Below are 18,086 nucleotides of genomic sequence, written 5' to 3'. Positions count from 1 at the left end.
GCGGATCCAGTCGCCTGAAAACGTAATCCTCCTTCAACAGCCCGCCCGGCGGCAGGGACCGGCGCATGACGGCCACGGTGTCGGTCTGGCGGCGCAACTCCATCTCGGCCGCGAGCAGGCGATTACGCTCCGTCCATAGTCGGCGCTTTCATTGGGGAAGCTGAGATGTTCCATGGCAGCCTCCTCACGCTTGCCGGCCAATGCCGAGCAGGCTCGCGGGCAATACCATCGATCTGACCGGCACCTGCAACAATTCGGCATTAGCGGCCCTGCAAGCGATCCGAGTGTCGGCTCGCCTGCCCGCCGCAAGGATAACGCCATGACAGATCGGACCCTATTTTCCCGCCGCGACCTGATCCGCGCAGGGGCGGCCACTGGCACCGCGCTCGGCTTGGCCTATCCTGCCCTGGCGGCGACAGACGGAACGCCGGCGCGCCGAAAGCCCCTGGTGATCGGCCACCGGGGCTGCTCCGCCCTCCGCCCGGAGCACACTCTGGCTGCTTATGCCATGGCGATCCAGCAGGGTGCGGATTTCGTCGAGCCCGACCTCGTCTCGACCCGCGACGGCGCGCTGGTCGCCCGCCACGAAAACAACATCGCCGAGACCACCAACGTCGCGGATCATCCCGAGTTCGCCGATCGCCGCACCACCAAGGCGATCGACGGGGAGACGATCACCGGCTGGTTCACCGAGGATTTCACGCTTGCCGAACTGAAAACCCTTCGGGCGATCGAGCGGCTCGGGACCATGCGGCCGGACAGCAAGCGCTACGACGGGCAGTTCCAGGTGCTCACCTTGGAGGAAATCGCCGATTTCGTCGCCGCCGAATCCGCCGCGCGGGGGCGCACGATCGGCCTCATCCCCGAGATAAAGCACTCCACCTACTTCGCCCGCATCGGCCTGCCCCAGGAACAGCGCCTTCTGGACCGGGTAGCGGCGAGCCACTATCTTTCCACGGCACCTGTCATCGTCCAGAGCTTCGAAGTGGCCAACCTCAAGTGGCTGCGCGCGCGCATCGGTGCCTATCCGCGTCTTCAACTCCTCCAACTAGCCATGCCGATCGAGATGCGCCCGGCGGACATCGCCGCCGCGGGAGGCACCATGACCTTCAAGCAGATGCTGACTCCCGCCGGGCTTTCCGAGATCAAGGCCTATGCGGATTGGGTGGCGCCGGTGCTCCAGGCGATCATCCCTTTCGGAGACGCCACCGGCAAGGCGGGCCCGCTAGGCAAACCCACCACGCTCGTGCGCGATGCCCATGCCGCCGGCCTGCTCGTTTCCACCTGGACGGTCAGGCCCGAGAACCGCTTCCTTCCTACCGACTTTCAAGGGCCGGGCGGAGAAACGGCACGGCAGGACAAGGCCTGCATCGAACTGATGCGCCGCTACCTCGCCGCCGGGATCGATTCGATCTTCACCGACGACCCCGGCCTAGGTCGCACAGCCGTCGACGGCCTGGCCTGAGGCTTTCGGCCGCACCATTTCGCATCGCGTCCCCCCGGTCTGCATGGTAGACAGGCGGTCTCGAGGAGGCCGCCATGACCATCACCATCACCGCCTTCGAAAACGCGCCCGATCGCGGCCGCGGGCTCGCAAGGGACATGCGGGTGCGCTGGGCGCTGGAAGAACTCGGCCTGCCCTATGCGACGCGGCTGCTCTCGTTCGACGCGCTGAAGGCGCCCGATCACCTGGCGTACACCCCTTCGGCCAGATACCGAGCTTCGAGCAGGACGGGCTGGTTCTTTTCGAGTCGGGCGCCATCGTGCTTCATCTCGCCCGGCACCATCCCGGCCTCCTGCCGGTTCAGGGTGATGCGCGGGCCCGTGCAGTGGCCTGGATCTTCGCCGCCTTGAACACGCTCGAGCCGCCGATCGTCGAATGCACGATGAGCCTTCTCTTCGAGCGGGAACGCCCCTGGTTCGCCGAGCGCCAGCCGATGCTGGACCAGCGCGTCCGAGACCGGCTCCAACAGCTTTCCGACCGGCTCGGCTGTGACGAGTGGCTGGACGGTTCCTTCGGTGCGGGAGACCTGATGATGGTAACGGTGCTGCGCCGTCTCGAAAGTACCCATCTGCTGGACGCCTTTCCCGATCTGCTCGCCTATATCGCCAGGGGCGAGGCAAGGCCAGCCTATCGCCAAGCTTTCACGGATCAGCTTGCCGTGTTCGAGACGGCATCCTCGGCCACGAAGCCGACCGCCGATCGCTAAGCGGCCACGGCGGTTCCAGCCAAATCGCACACGCTGGCCAGGAGCCGCATTTCGCCGTCGACGCGCGCTGCGCTATGGCGCCGCTTTGGGGATAATCCGAGCTTTTCGCCGATAGCGCGCCCGATGGTCGCGATCGCAGAGGCAGGCGCGGAGTGCCGCTGCTCAACGACTATCAGGATGTCCTCAAGTCCCCGCCATACGCCATTGGCCAACAGCCATAGCAATCTGAGACATTTCCGGTCCGGTTTCTCCCACGAGCCACAACCTTGAGCCGATCCGGCCTATAAGAAGATGTCCCGGATAAATCTCAAAGCGCGCCGGCTGGTTGCGATTTGTTGAGGAAGTCCGGTTAATGGCACGTCCTCGATGGGCTCAGGGACCCAAGGACCAAGTAGGGATCGCATATGCTTAGCCGGCCGAAAATAGCGAGCCATCGAGGATTGATCGCGATCGTCGGTCTCCTTGGCCTGACTCTCGGCGGTTCGGCGGCGCTTTTCGTCACTTCGCAATCCATGGACCGGATCGCGGCGGATCGGCAGCAGCAGCAGGTGGAAAAGACGCTTGCCAGCCTACTCGCCAATGCCGCCAGACAGGCAGCGGCCACCAGCGCCAGGCTGGAACCGGCGCGGAAGATCGCAGCGCAAGGTCCGGATGAGGCAGCAGCCTGGTTGGATACCGAACTCGGGCGGCCCACCGTGGCTGCCGAAGCGACCAAGGCGGTCGCCATCGTCACGCCTTCGGGCGCGATCTACGGTTACACGCGTGGCCAGCGCGCCGAAGCCGACGAGCTGGAGGACATTCGTAGCGCGGCCGACGACCTTGTGGGGTCCCTAAGCGCAGCGGGAACCACCAAGAGCCGAACCGCTGCGAAACCCGCGCAGCACGCAAAGGCCGAACTTGCATCGATCCGCGGCGTTCCGGTGGTGGTTGCCGCGTCCCGAATCCCGGCCGCGGGTGAGCCTCTTTCCCTCGTCACACTGACTTACCTCGACGATGTCATGCTGAACCGCTGGGGCAGCACGCTGATGCTCGATGGCTTCACTTTTCTGAGCGCGCGAGATGCCGCAGCATCGGGCAGGCGCGGCGTTGCTCTTTCCGCTGCGGACGGAACGCCGCTGGGGCGCCTCGCCTGGCATCCGGCCAAACCCGGCGAGGCCGTTCGGGAATATGTCATCCCTGCCACGCTGGCGATCGGCGCGGCCGTTCTCTGCCTCTTCCTGATGCTTGCCTATCGCGCCAGCAACCTGGAGGACGAGGCCAAATCCAACTCCCGGCGCGCGCGCTATCTCGAACTCTTCGATCCCACGACCGAACTGGTGAACCGCGCGACCTTCATCAAACAGCTCGAACAGATCGCAGGCTCTCAGCCGTGCCAGCTGATCCTGCTGGATGTCGATGAATTCAGCGCCATCAACGAGGAGCTTGGCCACCGCGCCGCAGACGACGTCATCCGGCAATTCGGCAAGCAATTGCTGCAGGAATTTCCGAGCCCCCATTGCCTCGTTTCCCGTCTGGACGGCGATGAATTCGCCGTGCTGACAGTCGGCAATTCCGACGTCTTCACCCTCGGACCGCGCGCCACCAACATCGCGGTTTCCCGGCAGACGCGGGAAGGAATAATGGTGTCCGTGACGATTTCGGCCGGGATAGCCGCCGCGCCCGAACACGGCCACACGGCCAGCGAACTGATGCGCCATGCCGATATCGCCCTTGGCGCCGCCAAGGCTTCCGGGCCGCAGCGCCACGTCGTCTACGATCCGGCGCTCGGCGAAGCGTTCAAGAGCCGCAAGGGCCTGGAAGCGCGGATGAAACAAGCCATCGAAGACGAAGGTTTCGAGCTCTTCTACCAACCGATCATCAGCCTGCGGACGATGAAGCCCGCCGGCGTGGAAGCGCTGCTTCGCCTGAAACAAGGCGCCAAGGACACGCCCGCCGTGTTCGTGCCGGTGATCGAGAAGCTCGGCCTCATGCCGCAGCTTGGCGCGTGGATCATCCAGCAGGCATTCCGCGACAGCCGCCGCTGGCCCGAACTGCGCACATCCATCAATCTCTCCCCGCTGCAACTCGAAAATCCCGCCCTGCTCGACCAGATCGATTTTCATCGTGCCCGCTTCGACGTGGCGCCGAAATCCATCGGCTTCGAAATCACCGAGGGCGTCCTGCTGAACAAGTCCGCTACCGTCCACGACAATCTCCAAGGCCTTCGCGATCGCGGCTACGTCCTGGCGTTGGACGATTTCGGGACCGGCTATTCCTCGCTCAGCTACCTTTCCGAATTCGAAATCCACCGTCTGAAGCTGGACCAGAGCTTCGTGAGAGGCGGCCGTCTGATCGAAACCCGCAGCGCCACTCTGATCCAAGGCGTCATCGACATCTGCCACAAGCTCAACATCGACGTCGTGGCGGAAGGGATCGAGGAAATGGAAGAAGCCGCGACCTTGCGGCAGTGGGGTTGCGATTTCGCACAAGGCTACCAGTTCGGCAGGCCCGCTCCGGCTAGGACGGCGGCGCAGAATCTGGTGACCCTCCAGAACAATGCCGCCGCCATCGTGGACTACCGCACCGGGGAGCCCGTTCTCGGCGCGGTCTAAAGGCAACCCGCCGACGCGTCAGGTATCTCTGCACTTGCACCAGCCCGGTGGCCCGGTCCGAATTACGCTTGCCGTCCGTTCAATAAGACCCTTTGGCCAGCAGTACGGCCGGTAACGTCTTGGCCATCAGCCACATGTCGAGCGTCACGCTTTTCCGCCTCACATAAGCAACGTCCATCGTCACGCGCTGATGATACGATGTGTCGCTTCGGCCGCTTGTCTGCCAGATACCGGTCAAACCCGGCCGAACTCTGCAATAGTGCTCGAAATAGGAGCCGTACTTCTGAACTTCCTGTTCGACAATAGGGCGGGGTCCGACGATGCTCATGTCGCCCGACAGAACGTTCAGCAATTGCGGAAATTCATCGAGACTGAGTTTTCGCATGACCGCACCGAGCGGTGTAACGCGAGGGTCGTTCCGCAGCTTGTGCGTGGCATCCCACTCCCTTTTCGCCGCAGCGGATGTGCTGAGGTGTTCCGCGAGGATCGCGTCGCCATCGACGCGCATTGTGCGGAATTTCATGCATTGGAAATAGCGCCCGCCCTGTCCAAGGCGGCGATGGCGATAGAACACCGGACCGGGATCGCTGATGAAAATAGCCACCGCCAGCATGGCCAGGAATGGCAGCATGAAAGTGAGGATCAGGAAGGCGGCGACCATGTCGAAGAGGCGCCAGATCGCCGCGTCCATGATCGGGATCGCTCGCGGAAGGCTATTTTCGACAAGGATATTCCTAGCATATCGCACCGGCGCCGGATAGGCAGCCCTCACGGCCAAGTTTGATGCTCCATCGTGCCTCATGATGTTCCCCCCGGGTTCGTCAGCACCCGTACCTAAACGTTAACGTGGGGCTATCACTGCGGTCTTCGCGCTTGCAACATGAGACGCTTCCATTTCGGATCCGAACATCGAAAACCATCCAAAATGCTTTGCATTTTACCTAAACAGTTCTGCTTATAGCATTGCCCATACAACTTAGATAATCAGAATCATACTCCATCCAATATCAAGTGTTACGTCACCATAATCCGACCCTTATAACCTTCCAGGCCCTTCAAGCATGACCCCTGAAATTATTGGACATCCGCACAGGACAGCAATTTAGATATTAAAACCGATTTGAAGATTTTCCACTTTTTGTCTCATTTTCCGATGCCACTCAAATCGCGGCGATGCATAAGCGCCGTTGATTTCCGCACTTTCGGTTGCGTCAGGGGGGCTCGTTCGATGGACTGCCATTACTGGTTTTTGGATCCCAATGTTGATGGTTACTCGCCACTCCATCCCAAGTTCGAACGTCCGAATTTCGATCGGCGGTGCCGAGATACGGCTTAGCGAATGAGTACGGCAATCATCAAAGCCAGCATCCTGCGTCGCTTTTACGAGCAGGCGGGCTTGGCGCTGTTCGCGTTCACTGCGCGGGCGCTGGAGCAGGTTTCGACTCTTGTCATGACGCTTCTGGCGGCTCGGTTTCTGATGCCGGCGGAGTTCGGCGTCTTCAGCCTCGCGAACGTCTTCGTGATCCTCGTACAAACATTGACGTATACAGGTATCTTTCAGTTCATTCTGACTGCGAAGGGTGACGAAAGACTGATCCTTTCGACCAGTTTCTGGCTGATACTGCTGCTCGTCGGCGCTGCATCGCTACTTCTTGCCGTCGCCGCCTATCCACTGCAATGGCTGTTCGCATCGGCAGACCTCGCGATGGTACTGGTTCTGCTTGCCGCCGCTCAACCGGTTTCCGCGCTGGTTGCATGGTCTTCCGCCACTTTGCTGCGGCGCCAGGAAACGGCGCGCAACTTCACCTTCGTCTTTATCGAAAACCTGGCGGCGCTGGTCAGCGGAACTCTCTTGCTCTGGTTCTGGCACTCACTCTACGCGCTGGTGGCTGCCCGCTATGCAAGGATCGTGTTCGGTGCCGCGCTGTTCATCATCGGCGGGCGCACCTGGCCGCACCTGCATTTCAGTGCCGCCCTCGCCCGCAAGGCAGCGGCATTCTCAAGCCATCTCTACGGCTCCCGTTTTCTCGCATTCCTGTCTCGATATGCGGCGGACATTCTCCTCGGCGTGTTCCACTCACCGGGCGATGTCGGGCTCTATCGCTTCGGGAACCGTATCGCCACCGGCGCTACGGACATTCTGAGCCAACCCATGAGCAATTTCGCCTCCACCCAGTTCGGCAGTGCGGCACGGCACGATCAGGATCTCGCGCCTCTGCTCGCGCGGCATGCCGGCACCATCACTTTGCTTACGGGGATGGTCGGGGCGGTAATCATCGTCTTCGCGCGCGACGTGGTCTCGGCGTTCTTCCAGCCATCCTATCTCGCCGCCATGGTCGTCACGTATGCGATGGGGCTGCGCGGGGTAGCCGGCGCCGGTCAACTGCTGGTGGAGCCGGTCTTTGCGGCGCTGGACCGTACATCAGCAGTGACGGCCTACAACCTGGTGACTGCCGTGGCGACGGTGGCAGCGGTAGCGGCGGCCTCGCCGTTCGGCATAGAGTTCCTCGCCTGGACCCAGGCCACGGTCGTATTCCTGAGTACGCTTTGGGCGTTCTACATCATGCACAAGTCAGGGATCGCGATCGACCGAGCGGTCCGCAACTTCGCTTCGGCCCTATTGCTGGCGTCGGCGTTCGGCGTCCTGCTTTTTCTCCTGCGCCAAAGCGAGTGGCTGATCTTCACGCCGTCCGTAGGCTCAGCGCTCATTGCCTATTGCCTGATCACGATGCTGCTCGGTTCGGCCGTGCTTTTCGTTGCAGGCCGTCTTCGGGTCTTCAGCCTCGAAGCGTTTTCCGGTTGACCTCTTTTTCGAAATCAAAGGTTCCTCCACGATCATGCCAGCCATCGACATCAACGGTAAATTTCTGACCGGCGGGCTCAACGGTGTCCATCGCACGGCCGCCCATTATTCCGAGCAGCTGATCAAGCGCATGGCAGTAGAGCACGAAGTCCGCCTTCTGGCGCCGCCGGGCGCCGTCCTTACGCCGGAAATGGCGCACCTGAACATCACTTCGGTTGCGGGTCGATGGGGCCGTGGACAGGGATGGGAGATGATTACGCTGCCGCGTCAAGCCAAGGGACGCCTGCTGGTGAACTTGTGCAATCTGGCCCCGCTTCTTCATGCGAACAGTGTCGCGATGATTCACGATGCGCAGATCTTCCTGCATCCCAAGGACTATTCGCCGCGCCAGGTCATGGCTTATAAGCGCCTTCTGCCTTGGATCGGCCGGCGAGCCCGGCGGATTATCACGGTGTCGGAATACGCTCGCCAGACGCTGGCAAGGTATCGTATCGCGCCTTTTGACAAGATCGACGTCGTTCATAACGGGACAGATCACCTGCTGACCGTGGAGCCGGATCGCCGCATATTGGAGCGTCACGGTCTTGGGCGGGGCGAGTACGTTCTCGCGATCGGTACGGCGAAGCACTACAAGAACCTCAGCAGAGTGTTCGATGCCTTGCGAGAGGCTTTGCCCGGCGGTCGCAAGCTTGTCGTGGCAGGGGGACCTGCAGCAAGCACCTATAGCGCCAAGGGCTGGCAACCACCTGAAAACACCGTCTTCACCGGCTTCGTTACCGACGGCGAATTGCGGGCGCTTTACGAAAGCGCAGCCGTTTTCGTGTTTCCATCGCTGACGGAGGGTTTCGGACTGCCGCCCGTCGAGGCGATGCACTTCGGCACGCCCGTCGTTTCAGCGCGGGCGGGGGCGATGCCGGAGGTCTGCGGCGATGCCGTGCTGCTGGTCGACCCAGACGATCCTCGCGCGTTTCGCAGCGCAGTGCTGTCAATTCTGGAAAACGATCTCGTAAGCGAAGACTTGGCGGGTAAAGGTCGCGCCCGGGCGCAGCAACTGACATGGGAGCATGCCGGCGAGCGCCTTTACGCGATTATCTCGAGCCTTCTTGAGGAAGACGCGCGAAATCCACCCTGCGATCGGCGCGCGTCACCGTGATGCGCCAGCCGTCTGCCTGCCAGCAAAGTCGATCGGCGCCGGGAGCTTCCCAATCTTCCACGGTCATCTCGGCGCCTTTCACGTTCAACCAGCGCACGTCTTCGGCAAGGCTGGCAAATCGCTGAAGGTCGCTGCTGCGCTGTCTGGAAAGCGCGGCAACATAGTCCTCCAGATCCTGATCGCGGTTGATCCAATCAACCCAGCCTATGGCATTGTCCTGACAGTAGGCGTTGTTATTACCCTGCTGGCTGCGGCCGAACTCGTCGCCGGCCGTCAGCATGATAGTACCGGTCGAAGCGAAAAGCGTTCCCAGCATCGCCTTGATGTCGGCGCGGCGCGCGGCGAGTATGGCCTCGTCGGAGGTTTCGCCTTCGGTGCCGTTGTTCCAGCTGAAGTTCTCGCCATGGCCGTCGCGGTTCTGCTCGCCGTTCGGCCAATTGTGACGGTGCTGGTAGGCGACCGTATCGGCCAGCGTGAATCCGTCATGCGCGGCCAGGAAGTTGATTGATCGGCATAGGCACTCGCGATCTGCAGGCCCGAAAAGGTCGCTCGATCCGGCGAGCCGCGTCGCCAGCTTGCCGATGCCTTCCTCTCCTTTCCAGAAGCGGCGGATGTCATCACGGAAGTGATCGTTCCATTCGAGCCAGTTCGCGGGGAAGTTGCCGAGTTGGTAGCCGCCGGGTCCAACGTCCCACGGCTCCGCGATCATCACCCGCGTCGAAAGCAGCGGATCGGCGGCGATCTCCGCGAAGATCGGGGCGGCCGGGTCGAAGCCCGGCCCCCTTGCCAGAACCGGCGCCAGATCGAAGCGGAAACCATCGACTCCGCAGTTCGCGGCAAAATGACGCATCGTATCGAGCGTCAGGCATCGCACCGCTGGATTGGCGAAATCCAGCGTGTTGCCGCAGCCGGTGTCGTTGATGAGCGCCCCGCCCGGTGCGTGCGCATAGGCGGCATTGTCCAACCCGCGCAGCGAGATCACCCCGCCTGCGATGTCGCTTTCGCCGCTATGGTTGAAGACGAGGTCGAGGATCACGCCGATCCCGGCCTCGTGGAGTGCCGCGACCGCGCCGCGCAGTTCGGCAATGCCGCCTGGGCACACGCCGGGATCTAGCGCCATCATGGCCACGGGATTGTAGCCCCAGGCATTGACGAGGCCGAGCGGCGGCAGATGCCGCTCGTCGATCCAGGCAACGACGGGCATCAGTTCGACGGCAGTGACATGCAGCTTCCTGAGATGGGCCACAACCGCGGGATGGGCCAGAGCCGCAACTGTCCCGCGCAGTCTCTCCGGCACTTCGGGGTGGAGGCGCGTGAAGGCCCGGACGTTGATCTCGTAGATCAGCCCGCCGACCTCGAACAGCGGCGGCTTCGTCGCGGCAGGATCGGCGCATCCCGGTACGCGTGCGCAAGGCACAAGATCTGCCGTGTCGGCGCCGAACTCCGCAAGGCGAGGATCCTGCTGGAAGCGGCGATCCAGTTCGACAGCGTAAGGGTCTACCAGCAGCTTCGCCGGGTCGAACCACAGTCCGCGATCGGGTGCCCATTCCCCGGATGCCCGGTAGCCGTATCGCGCGCCGCTCAGGTCTGCAGGCAGGTCCAGAACCCAATCGGCGCCGCGCCGCTCCATAAGATGGCGCCGCTCTGTAGCGCCCTCGAACAGGCAGAGCCATACGGCGCTTGCCAACGGACTGCGAACGGCGAAGCGCGTGCGGCCCTTGGCGACCGACGCGCCGAGCGGGATCATGCCGTCAGGGCTCGATAGAGATCCGCATAAGCCTGCCCGCTGGCCTTCCAGGAGAAATCGCACTTCATCGCGTTCTTCTGGACTGCGCGCCATTGGTCCGCGCGGCCATAGAGATCGACCGTTCGGGTCAGTGCCGCCGAAAAAGCATCGTAGTGCACCCCGTCGAACTGGACGCCGGTCGCCACACCCGCCGCCAGAGCGGCGGGATTGGCGTCGATTACGGTGTCGGCCAGCCCCCCGGTGCGCGCCACGACGGGCACACAGCCATAAGCGAGGCCATAGAGCTGCGTCAGCCCGCAGGGCTCGAAACGGGAAGGCACGAGAATGGCGTCGCCGCCGCCCTGCATGCGGTGCGACAGGGCCTCGTCGTACCCGATCCGAACGCCGATCCGTCCCGGATGGCGCGATGCCGCTTCGTGCAAGGCGCGCTCGATGGCGCTGTCGCCGGAGCCGAGCAACGCCAATCTTCCGCCCAGGCCGACGAGATGGTCGAGCGCTTCCAGCAGCACGTCCATGCCCTTCTGCCAAGTCAGACGGGTGACGACGATGAACAAGGGGCCGTCATCGGCATCCAGGCCGAACTCGGCTTCGAGAGCCCGCTTGTTGGCAGTTCGACGGTCCAGCTTCCGCGCATCGTAGCGCGCCGCCAGGGCGCCGTCCTTGGCCGGGTTCCATGTCGCCGCATCGATGCCGTTGAGTATGCCGGAGACGGCGCGTCCCCGTGCGACGATCAAGCCCTCCAGCCCCATGCCGAAGGCCGCCGACCGGATTTCCCGCGCGTAAGTAGGGCTCACCGTCGTGACGGCATCGGCGCAGGCCAAGCCCGCCTTCAGCATGCCGAGGCCGCCGTGATACTCCACACCGTCGATCGACCAGGCTTCACCGGGAAGACCGAGGCGCGGAAAGACTTCGGGGCCGAACCAGCCCTGAAAAGCCATGTTGTGGATGGTGACGATGGACGGCACTCGGCCGGCATCGCCGCCGAACGGTGCGAAACGCAGATAGGCCGGAGCCATGGCCGCCTGCCAGTCGTGGGCATGGACGATGTCGAAGCGGACCGGCTTGCCCCGGACCGTCATCGCGCCGCCTGCTATGTCCGCAGCCGCACGGCCGAGGGCGGAGAAGCGCTGCCAATTGTCGCCCCAGTCCTGCCCGGCGGCGTCGGCGTAGGGCGCACCGTCACGCGCGTAAAGAGCCGGGGCATCGAGCACCAGCAGCGGGTAGCCGTCCAGCTTGCCCGACAGCAGGCGCGCGGGCACGCCGAGCAGAGATGTCCACGAATGGACCGCCCGCACCCGCCCCAGCGCCTTCAGCACGGAAGGGTAGCCGGGCAGCAGGGTTGTCATGTCGGCGCCATGCCCGGCAAGCGCGGCGGGCAGCGCGCCGACCACATCGGCCAGTCCGCCCGTCTTGATCAGCGGCACGGCCTCGGAAGCTACGGAAAGAACTTTCAACGGGAACCCCTCTTCGACCGGATCACAAGTTCAGCCGGTCGATCATCGGCTTGGTGATCAGGCATACCCCGTTGTCGGTGCGCCGGAAGCGGCGGCCGTCGAGTTCGGGATCCTCTCCCACTACCAGCCCTTCGGGGATGCGCACGCCGGAATCGATGACGACCCGGGACAGCCGGGCATGGCGGCCGATGTTGCAGTAGGGCAAGATCACCGCTTCGTTGGCCGAGGAGAAGCTGCCCATCTTCACGCCGGTGAACAGCAGCGATCGCCGCGCCAAGGCGCCGGAGACGATGCAGTCCTGGCTGATGAGGGAGGAGATCGCCTGACCGCGCCGCCCTTCCTCGTCATGGACGAACTTGGCCGGAGCGGCCACCACGGTGTCGGTCCAGATCGGCCAGTCGCGATCGTACATGTCCAGCTTGGGGACGGTGTCGGTAAGATCGAGATTGGCTTCGAAATAGGCATCCACGGTGCCCACGTCGCGCCAGTATTCCTCGATTTCCTCCGCCGCGCGGATGCACGAGTTGGTGAAGCGGTGCGCCTGTGCCTTTCCGTGCTTGACGATGTAGGGGATGATGTCTCCGCCGAAGTCCCGCTTCGAATCCGGGTCGGCGGCGTCGCGGCGAAGCTGCTCGAACAGGAACTTCGTATCGAAGACGTAGATCCCCATCGAAGCCAGCGCATGGTCAGGATCGCCTGGGATCGAGGGCGGATCCTTGGGCTTCTCCAGGAACGAGGTGATCACGTCGTTCTCGTCGACGTGCATCACGCCGAACGCCGTCGCTTCCTTGCGCGGAACGACCAGGCAGCCCACCGTCACGTCCGCACCGGAATTGACGTGCTGCTGCAGCATCAATTCGTAGTCCATCTTGTAGATATGGTCGCCCGCTAGGATGACCATGTACCTGGGACTGTATGCTTCGATGATGTCGATGTTCTGGAACACCGCATCGGCCGTGCCTTCGTACCAGAGCAGTTCGGAGATGCGCTGGCTGGCGGGCAGAATATCGAAGCTCTCGTTGCGTTCGGGCCGCATGAAGTTCCAGGCACGGTTCATGTGCCGGATCAGGCTATGCGCCTTGTACTGGGTGGCGACGCCGATGCGGCGGATGCCCGAGTTGATCGCATTGGACAGTGCGAAGTCGATGATCCGGCTCATGCCGCCGAAATAGACGGCCGGCTTGGCGCGGTTGTCGGTCAGTTCGGCCAGGCGGCTGCCGCGGCCGCCGGCCAGAACATAGGCCATGGCATCGCGCGCGAGTGGCGATCCGGTCGGCGTCCTCATTGCACCCACTCTCCTTCGTATCCCGTCATCAGCCTTCGTACTCGAACATCAGCGTCGCCAAGGGCGGCAAAGTCACGACGGCGCTGCCGCCTACCGCCTCCACGTGTCCGAGGTTGCCCTTGCCCGTTCCCCCGTAGTGAGGAGAATCGCTGTTCAGAATTTCGTTCCATTTGCCCGGCAGCGGCAGGGGCAGTCTATAATCCGTGTGCATGGCGGGGGTCATGTTCGAGACGACCGCGACAGGTTTGGCGCCCGGAGCCTTGCGGAGCCAGGCGAAGACGCAATTGGCGCTGTCGTCCACGACCAGCCATTCGAAGCCATCGCCGTCGCAATCGCCGCCATGGAGCGCCGGCTTCTCGCGGTAGACGCGGTTGAGGTCCTTCACGAGGTTGCGGATACCCTCGTGCGCCGGCGCATCGCGCAAGTCCCAATCGAGTGCGCGCTCCTCGCTCCATTCTCGGCGCTGGGCGAACTCCTGGCCCATGAACAGCAGCTTCTTGCCGGGATAGCCCCACATCATGCCGTAGTAGGCACGAAGATTGGCGAATTTCTGCCAGTCGTCGCCGCTCATCTTGTTCAGCAGCGAGCCCTTGCCGTGGACCACCTCGTCATGGCTGAGCGGCAGAACGTAGTTTTCGGAAAAAGCGTAGACCAAGCCAAAGGTAATGTCGTTGTGGTGGTAGCGCCGGTGCACCGGATCGCGCGCCATGTAGCGCAGCGTGTCGTGCATGAAGCCCATGTTCCACTTGAAGCCGAAGCCAAGCGACGTGGGCTGCCCGCCCTGCTCCACCTCGTAGGCGGGCTGGGTGACGCCGGGCCAGGCCGTCGATTCCTCGGCGATGGTGAAGACGCCCGGGTGCTGGCCATAGAGCGCGCGGTTGGTGGCGCGCAGGAAATCCACCGCTTCCCAATTCTCGCGGCCCCCTTGCGCGTTGGGGATCCACTCCCCGTCCTTTCGCGAATAGTCGCGGTACAGCATCGAGGCGACCGCATCCACGCGCAAGGCGTCGACGTGGTAGCGCTCCGCCCAGAACAGCGCATTGTTGACGAGGAAGCTCTGCACCTCGCGCCTGCCGAAGTTGTAGATCAGCGTGTTCCAGTCGGGCTGGAAGCCCAGCCGCGGATCCTCATGTTCGTAGAGCGCAGTGCCGTCGAACCGGACGAGGCCGTGATCGTCGGTCGGGAAATGAGCCGGAACCCAGTCAAGAATCACCCCGATGCCCGCGCGGTGCGCGCCGTCCACGAAGCGCGCGAAACCGGCAGGCTCCCCGAAGCGGGCGCTGGGCGCATAGAGCCCCGTGGTCTGGTAGCCCCAAGACGGATCATAGGGATGCTCGCTGATCGGGAGGAATTCGATATGGGTGAACCCCATCTCGACGACGTAGGGGATCAGCCGGTCGGCCAGATCGTCCCAGTTCAGGAACCAGCCGAAGCGGTCGCGCTGCCAGGATCCGGCGTGGACTTCGTAGATCGAGACCGGCACCTTGCGCGGATCGACCTTGGCCCAGTGTGCCCGGTGCGCCTCGTCGCCCCAGTCCAGCTTGGCGGGGTGCGCCGTCATCGAGGCGGTGGCGGGCCGGATTTCCGACATGAAGGCGAAAGGATCCGCCTTGAGCGGCTGGACCATGCCGTCTGCGCCGACGACATGATACTTGTAGGCGCGGTAGTCGGCGATGTCCGGAATGAAGATCTCCCACACCCCGATGTCCCTGCGATTGCGCATGACATGGCGGCCCGGATCCCAGTCGTTGAAATCGCCGACGACGCTGACCAGCAGGGCGTTCGGCGCCCATACGGCGAAGTGGACGCCATTGGCGCCTTCATGGCGCATGATATGTGCGCCTAGCTTGTCGAACAGGCGGAAATGCGTGCCCTGCGCGATCAGCAGGTCGTCCACCGGGCCCAGCACGGGGCCGAACGTATAAGGGTCGGTAACCAGCCAGTCGCTCCCGCCCGAAGTGCAGCGATAGCGGATCGGCTGCGGCTCGCCGACAAGCTGCCCCTCGAAAAGAAAGCGATCGTCGACCTGGCCCAGCATCCCCAGCCGGCGACCGTCGAGGCTGAACGCCTCCACGGTCTTCGCGCCGGGCAGGATCGCGCGGGCATAACTCCCGTCAGGGCCGGAATGAACACCCAGAAGCGAAAAGGGATCGGCGTTGCGGCCTTGCAGGAGAGATTCAATAGCGCTTTCGGGTGGCTTCACAGGACTTTCCAGATGTCTTTGGCATACTCGGAGATCGTCCGATCCGAGGAGAACCAACCGACATTCGCGATGTTCCTGATAGTTGCCGCCCGCCAGCCCGCAACGTCTTCCCAGCGCGCGTCGATCGAGCGCTGGGCGGCCACGTAGCTGTCGAAATCGGCGGCGCACATGAACCAGTCATGGTCGTAAATACCGCCGATCAGGTCCTTGTAGCGGTCGGGCTCGTCGGGTGAGAACACGCCCGAGGCAATCGCCGTGAGGGCCTGGCTCAATTCCCGCGAGCCTTCGATAACTTCACGTGGATTATAACCGCCGGCTCTTTTTGCCGCCACTTCGTCGGCGGTGAGGCCGAAGATCACGATATTGTCGTCACCGACATGATCCTTGATCTCCACATTGGCTCCGTCGAGCGTGCCGACGGTGAGGGCGCCGTTGAGCGCGAACTTCATGTTGCCGGTGCCGGACGCTTCCATGCCCGCCGTGGAGATCTGCTCCGAGAGATCCGCCGCCGGGAATATCCGCTCGCCCAGGCTGACGTTGTAGTTGGGTATGAAGACGACCTTGAGCAGCCCGCCTACCGAGGGATCGGCATTGACGCGCCGGGCGATGTCGTTGGCCAGTTTGATGACCAGCTTGGCATTGTGATAGCTGGGGGCCGCCTTGCCGGCGAAGATCTTGACGCGCGGCACCCAGTCGCGTTCGGGGTGGCTGCGGATCTGGTCGTAGAGCGCCACCGTCTCGATCAGGTTGAGGAGCTGGCGCTTGTATTCGTGGATGCGCTTGATCTGCACGTCGAACAGGGCGTCGGGATCGAGGCGCAGGCCCATGGTCTTCTTGATGTAGTCCGACAGCGCCACCTTGTTGGCCCGCTTCACCGCCCAGACGCGCTCTCCGAACTGCCTGTCTGCGGCATGGGCGTTGAGGTCGGCCAGCTTCTCCGCATCGTCGAGGAAAGCGTCGCCGATGGCGTCGCGGATGACTTGCGTCAGGCCCGGATTGCACTGTTGGAGCCAGCGACGGGGCGTGACTCCGTTGGTCTTGTTGTTGATCCGATCCGGGTAGAGCTTGTGGAGGTCGGCGAAGACCGTCTTCTTCATCAACTCGGTATGGAGCGCGGCCACGCCGTTGACGGAGTGCGCGCCGACGAAGGCAAGGTTCGCCATGCGCACCCTGCGCTCGCCGTTCTCGTCGATCAGCGAGATCGCCGCGATCTCGGCGTCGCTGCACCCCGCCTTTCGCGCTTCCCGCAGGACACGGCTGTTGATCGCGTAGATGATCTGCATGTGGCGCGGCAGCAGACGCTCGAAAAGCGGCAGCGGCCAGGATTCGAGAGCCTCGGGCAGGAGCGTGTGATTGGTGTAGGACACCGTGCGCCGGCAGATGTCCCAGGCCTCGTTGAATTCCAGGCCGTTTTCGTCGACCAGCAGGCGCATCAATTCGGCTACGGCCACGGACGGGTGCGTGTCGTTGAGCTGGATGGCTGCCTGATCGGGAAGCGTGCGGATGTCTCCCAGGTACTGCACGTGGCGGCGCACGATGTCCTGGATCGAGGCTGCCGTGAAGAAGTATTCCTGCCGAAGCCGCAATTCCTGGCCCGCCGGACTGGAATCCGCCGGATAGAGCACACGCACCAGGCTGTCTGCCCGCACCTGCTCGGCCAGGGCGCCGAAGTGGTCCCCCGCATTGAAAGCGTCCAGCTTGATCGGATCGAGCGGACTGGCCGTCCACAGGCGCAGCGTATTGACCCGCTTGCCGCGCCAGCCGACCACCGGCGTGTCGATCGCGGTCGCCTCGACCTGCTCGGCCGGGTGCCAGAAGACGCCGTCTCCTTCCGCCACGACTTCGCCGCCGAAGCCGATGCGATAGGTGCTTTCCAGCCGCTCGAATTCCCAGGGATTGCCGTGGGCCAGCCAGGTTTCCGGCAGTTCTACCTGCCAGCCGTCGTCGATGCGCTGGCGGAACATGCCGTTTACGTAGCGGATGCCGTAGCCGTAGGCCGGGATGTCGAGCGTCGCCAGACTTTCCATGAAGCAGGCGGCCAGGCGCCCGAGTCCGCCGTTGCCCAGCGCCGCATCCGGCTCAAGCTCCTCCAGCGCGGCAAGATCCAGCCCGTGCGCCTTCAGGGCCGCCTCGAACTCGCGCGTCATGCCCATGTTCGAAAGAGCATCGCGCAGCAGGCGGCCGATCAGGAACTCCATGGAAAGGTAGTAGACCCGCTTGCCACGAGAATCGTACGTCCGGCGCGTGGAATCGATCCACTTTTCGATCACTTCGTCGCGCAGTGCCAGGATCGACGCCGTATACCAGTCGTGCTGCTTGGCCGCGCGCTCGTCCTTGCCGACACGCTGTCGCAGCACGCGGACGATGTGCTTGTCCATTTCCGAGGGGGTTTCCGCGACGCTGCTGGAAACGGGTTCGCTCGCCATGGGCACACTCCTGGTAACTGTTTTCGGCCTGGTAACTATTGCAGGTTCGGCAAAAACCAGCATTTTCAATGATTTGACGCTGCGGTTCGAAAAAGCGTTGGCTCCGTCCTCGCTGCGCTATCCGAGCATGGCTAGCACAGCGCCCGCCTGCAGCAAGTGCCATTGTGCAGTGCCGCAGGAAATTGCGGCGCAGACGCCTTCCGGGTGCTATGCG

General features: G+C 63.3%; 12 protein-coding genes. 6 read left to right on the top strand and 6 right to left on the bottom strand.

Going from position 1 to position 18,086, the window contains the following annotated elements; translation table 11 throughout:
• The first annotated feature begins 319 nt into the window (after positions 1-319).
• The 4 genes from L284_RS25255 (at position 320) to L284_RS25240 (ending at position 4,801) form a co-directional block, all read left to right on the top strand.
• A complete protein-coding gene (locus tag L284_RS25255; RefSeq protein WP_021232031.1) occupies positions 320-1,465 on the top strand; it encodes a glycerophosphodiester phosphodiesterase family protein in 1,146 nt (381 codons plus the stop codon).
• A 74-nt stretch (positions 1,466-1,539) separates the two neighbouring features.
• Positions 1,540-1,854: a thioredoxin domain-containing protein gene (locus tag L284_RS48595; protein WP_235054238.1), complete on the top strand. Its 315-nt coding sequence runs from the start codon at positions 1,540-1,542 to the stop codon at positions 1,852-1,854.
• Positions 1,737-2,210 (top strand): glutathione S-transferase family protein, encoded by a 474-nt coding sequence (locus tag L284_RS25250; RefSeq protein WP_235054237.1) that lies wholly within the window; start codon positions 1,737-1,739, stop codon positions 2,208-2,210. The genes L284_RS48595 and L284_RS25250 overlap by 118 nt, the downstream gene beginning before the upstream one ends.
• Before the next feature lie 440 nt (positions 2,211-2,650).
• Positions 2,651-4,801: a putative bifunctional diguanylate cyclase/phosphodiesterase gene (locus L284_RS25240; RefSeq protein WP_021232028.1), complete on the top strand. Its 2,151-nt coding sequence runs from the start codon at positions 2,651-2,653 to the stop codon at positions 4,799-4,801.
• 79 nt (positions 4,802-4,880) lie between these two features.
• Here L284_RS25240 and L284_RS25235 read toward each other — a convergent pair whose 3' ends face one another.
• Entirely contained in the window at positions 4,881-5,492 is a 612-nt protein-coding gene (locus L284_RS25235; protein WP_021232027.1) for a sugar transferase, read from the bottom strand.
• Positions 5,493-6,140: 648 nt separating this feature from the next.
• Here L284_RS25235 and L284_RS25230 point away from each other — a divergent pair.
• Both L284_RS25230 and L284_RS25225 read left to right on the top strand, forming a co-directional pair.
• Positions 6,141-7,604 carry an oligosaccharide flippase family protein gene (locus tag L284_RS25230; protein WP_021232026.1) on the top strand — a complete coding sequence of 488 codons (1,464 nt, stop codon included), beginning with the start codon at positions 6,141-6,143 and terminating at the stop codon, positions 7,602-7,604.
• Complete coding sequence (locus tag L284_RS25225) at positions 7,558-8,757, top strand: glycosyltransferase family 4 protein (RefSeq protein ID WP_021232025.1); 1,200 nt, start codon at positions 7,558-7,560, stop codon at positions 8,755-8,757. The genes L284_RS25230 and L284_RS25225 overlap by 47 nt, the downstream gene beginning before the upstream one ends.
• Here the strand turns inward: L284_RS25225 and glgX are convergent.
• The 5 genes from glgX to L284_RS25200 are packed head-to-tail and all read right to left on the bottom strand — an operon-like array spanning position 8,693 to position 17,872.
• On the bottom strand, positions 8,693-10,504 hold the full coding sequence (gene glgX / locus L284_RS25220) for a glycogen debranching protein GlgX (RefSeq protein WP_021232024.1): 1,812 nt from the start codon (positions 10,502-10,504) through the stop codon (positions 8,693-8,695). The two genes, L284_RS25225 and glgX, sit on opposite strands and share 65 nt — an antisense overlap.
• Positions 10,501-11,958, bottom strand: a complete 1,458-nt coding sequence (gene glgA, locus L284_RS25215) for a glycogen synthase GlgA (protein ID WP_031341250.1) — start codon at positions 11,956-11,958, stop codon at positions 10,501-10,503. Before glgA ends, glgX begins: the two co-directional genes overlap by 4 nt.
• A 22-nt stretch (positions 11,959-11,980) precedes the next feature.
• Positions 11,981-13,243, bottom strand: a complete 1,263-nt coding sequence (glgC, locus tag L284_RS25210) for a glucose-1-phosphate adenylyltransferase (RefSeq protein ID WP_021232022.1) — start codon at positions 13,241-13,243, stop codon at positions 11,981-11,983.
• Between the two features lie 28 nt (positions 13,244-13,271).
• Positions 13,272-15,446: a 1,4-alpha-glucan branching protein GlgB gene (glgB, locus tag L284_RS25205; RefSeq protein ID WP_021232021.1), complete on the bottom strand. Its 2,175-nt coding sequence runs from the start codon at positions 15,444-15,446 to the stop codon at positions 13,272-13,274.
• Positions 15,443-17,872 carry a glycogen/starch/alpha-glucan phosphorylase gene (locus L284_RS25200; protein ID WP_031341248.1) on the bottom strand — a complete coding sequence of 810 codons (2,430 nt, stop codon included), beginning with the start codon at positions 17,870-17,872 and terminating at the stop codon, positions 15,443-15,445. Before L284_RS25200 ends, glgB begins: the two co-directional genes overlap by 4 nt.
• Between the last annotated feature and the right edge of the window lie 214 nt (positions 17,873-18,086).

The sequence above is a fragment of the Novosphingobium lindaniclasticum LE124 genome (assembly GCF_000445125.1).
In the GTDB taxonomy this organism is placed as follows: domain Bacteria; phylum Pseudomonadota; class Alphaproteobacteria; order Sphingomonadales; family Sphingomonadaceae; genus Novosphingobium; species Novosphingobium lindaniclasticum.
This window is presented reverse-complemented; position numbering and strand designations above follow the sequence as displayed.